Annotated in this window: 4 protein-coding genes and 1 pseudogene; all 5 read right to left on the reverse strand. The window is 37.3% G+C overall.

Annotated elements, in window-relative coordinates; genetic code table 11:
* A pseudogene (locus tag ACFIO3_RS11295) lies at window positions 1-119 on the reverse strand (exonuclease); the annotation flags it as partial.
* A gap of 1 nt (window position 120) precedes the next feature.
* A complete protein-coding gene (gene bet / locus ACFIO3_RS11300) occupies window positions 121-948 on the reverse strand; it encodes a phage recombination protein Bet (RefSeq protein WP_375704479.1) in 828 nt (275 codons plus the stop codon).
* A gap of 73 nt (window positions 949-1,021) precedes the next feature.
* Window positions 1,022-1,477 carry a hypothetical protein gene (locus ACFIO3_RS11305; RefSeq protein WP_375704480.1) on the reverse strand — a complete coding sequence of 152 codons (456 nt, stop codon included), beginning with the start codon at window positions 1,475-1,477 and terminating at the stop codon, window positions 1,022-1,024.
* 5 nt (window positions 1,478-1,482) lie between these two features.
* A complete protein-coding gene (locus ACFIO3_RS11310) occupies window positions 1,483-1,947 on the reverse strand; it encodes a hypothetical protein (RefSeq protein WP_375607542.1) in 465 nt (154 codons plus the stop codon).
* A gap of 3 nt (window positions 1,948-1,950) precedes the next feature.
* The gene (locus tag ACFIO3_RS11315) at window positions 1,951-2,565 is read right to left on the reverse strand and encodes a hypothetical protein (protein ID WP_375607543.1); all 615 of its coding nucleotides are present in this window, start codon (window positions 2,563-2,565) and stop codon (window positions 1,951-1,953) included.
* Window positions 2,566-2,590: the final 25 nt, after the last annotated feature.

Raw genomic sequence — 2,590 nt, forward strand, 5'->3', positions numbered from 1 at the left:
TAGTCTTCATATTTGCTCGTAGGCAATCCTTTTGTAGTTTTATTGAGTATGTTGTAAATGTTTGATGCGGTGACTTTACCCAAGCGTGCTTGGAACCATTCTGCTGTTCTTTGTTCCATCTCACACCGCCGTTCTTTGTTCTTGTGGTCCATATTCGATATCTTGGACGTGAATATATTCGGCATCTTGTATAGGCGCCTCTATTTGCTTTTGTTGTAGGAAAGATTGTTCTTTTTCATGCTGTCTCTTTTGCAAAACATCCAAAATCCTTTGTGCTACTTCATCAGGAAGATCTTCAAGCCTGTCGACTTGTGCATAATCAAGCACTTTTTCTTCTTCTGTTTGAGTGATGTTTATTAATTGTTTGATTTGCATAAGCACATCATAAGAAACTAACTTCGTTTGTACGTTATGGTTTGTTTCATTGATACGTTTTGCTTCATCTTCTTCATAAATACCGGAAAGCCCGAAAGCATAGCGAGCACACTGTATAGTAGCTTTATGGCGCAACATACGTGCTGGATATTTTTTCCAAGGTTCACTTTTGTCTTGTTCGCATTCTTTGAGATATTCTGTGACTTCGATAGGGTCTTTAATGCCTTTGAGACGAATAGCACATTTGATAGCAATGAGATTCCCGTCTTTATCGAGTTGATCTTGAAAGGTCATGCCATCAAAGTCAGGATTTGATTTGATGATCTTTATCCACCCATCAATAGAAACAACGGGTATGATACCGCCGCCTTTTTTAGGGAATGCATAGATTTCTTTTGTTAATGGGTTAAGTCCATAAGTATTGGCAACAAAAAGAAAAACGGCAAATTCTGCATCAGTGATGGCATTAGCATTTTTATCTCCAATACAAGTTTTTATGATTGTGGTTCGAAATTCTTCAGCAGAAAATCCATATTTTCCTGCCATTTCTTTTAAAAAAGTAGAATTTGTCATTATTGTTTCCTTGATTTGCGCGCAATTCCCCCGTGGCGTGAATCACGCATGTGTTAAAAGTTGGTTTGTGTTGTTAGAAAGGAACGTCGTCCTCTGTTGAAGAGTCACCGTTCTGGGCGGTCATAGTTTGTTTACAAACTTCTGAATTATCATAAATTCTTACATCGCCATAAATTCTTGAATAGTTATCAATAATTACATTTCCATAAATTTGCGTGTTTCCAAAAATATGACCATTGTATATTTTGACGTTATTATAAATTTTTGCATTGCCAAAAATCTCGGCACAATCAGCAATTTGTGCGTTATCATAAACCTTAGCACTATCGTAAATCTTGGCACAAAAATATGCTTTGGCATCATTATAAATCCAGCAATCGTCTTTTTGACTTAAATTGTCTTCATACTCTACAAAGCCGCCAAGGTCGCCTGCTTTAACATCAGCAAAATCTTTTAATGCACGTATGCGGTAAAGCGTAAGGTATCCATCAAACTCAATTGTCTCATCAGTTAGTTCATATTTTTTCATGGTTACTATTTCTTACGTTCTACGATTAGGGTGGAGCCACTAATTTTACAATTTCCAGCAATGTCTACACGACAGCAAATATATGCTTGATTGTAAATTTTAGCATTTCCGTAAACGTGTACACTTTCCCCTATAACAGAATTCCCATAAATCCGCGCATAGTCAAAAACCTTGGCATTATCTCCAACATCAGCACCACCAACTTCGGCATAATCAAAAACTTGTGCATTTCCAGAAATTTGTGCATTCCCATAAACACGGGCATCATCATAAACTTTGGCATTACCGTAAACCCTTGCATTGCCAAAAATCCAACAGTCTCTCTTATGGCTTAAGTTGCTCTCTTTTTCTATAAAACCGCCTAGGTCACCTTTTTTGACATATCCAAAGTCTCTCAGTGCACGAATACGGTAAAGCGTATGTCCATATTCATTGGTCATTTTATCAGTTAATTCGTATTTTTTTTCCATGGTTTATTGCCTCATGCCCGTTGTGATGATTTTATCATTGATGATCTCTGCGTTTCCATGAATAAATGCATCACCACAGATTTTGGCATTTCCCCCAACTTTTGCTCTGATGGAAATCAATGGACTGTCATAGATTTTAGCATTTCCATAAATTTCAGCTTTTCCACTAATAAATGCACCACCGGAAACTTGTGCATTTTCGTAGATTTGTGCACTGGCAAAAACACGAGCATGTCCAAAAATCTGCGCATTACCAAAAATATTAGTTTCTCCGGTAACAGATGCACTACCAAAAACACATGCATTTTCGTAAATATCAGCAATGTTATAAATATAAGCATCACCATAAACCTTGGCTTTGTCATAAACTCTTGCATAACCATCTACACGAGCATTCCCATAAACATGTGCATCATCAAAAACCTTGGCATAACCATAGACTTTTGCATCATCACCTACCCAGCAATTGCCATCATGACTTAGATTGTCTTCTTTCTCGATATAGCCTCCTAGGTTGCCTTTCTCGACATCACCAAAGTTTCTTAAAGCACGTATACGGTGAAGGATTTTGCCCCCAACTTCGATTGTTTCATCAGTCATTTCGTATTTTTTTTCCATGGTTTGTTTCCTTTAATGCATGCTT

The sequence above is a fragment of the Bartonella sp. AD328YNZD genome, assembly GCF_042196425.1.

What these genes read in the sequence shown, in the direction of transcription:
- bet (WP_375704479.1), bottom strand. Translation starts at nt 948, where the DNA reads ATGACAAATTCTACTTTTTTAAAAGAAATGGCAGGAAAATATGGATTT.
- ACFIO3_RS11305 (WP_375704480.1), bottom strand. Translation starts at nt 1,477, where the DNA reads ATGAAAAAATATGAACTAACTGATGAGACAATTGAGTTTGATGGATAC.
- ACFIO3_RS11310 (WP_375607542.1), bottom strand. Translation starts at nt 1,947, where the DNA reads ATGGAAAAAAAATACGAATTAACTGATAAAATGACCAATGAATATGGA.
- ACFIO3_RS11315 (WP_375607543.1), bottom strand. Translation starts at nt 2,565, where the DNA reads ATGGAAAAAAAATACGAAATGACTGATGAAACAATCGAAGTTGGGGGC.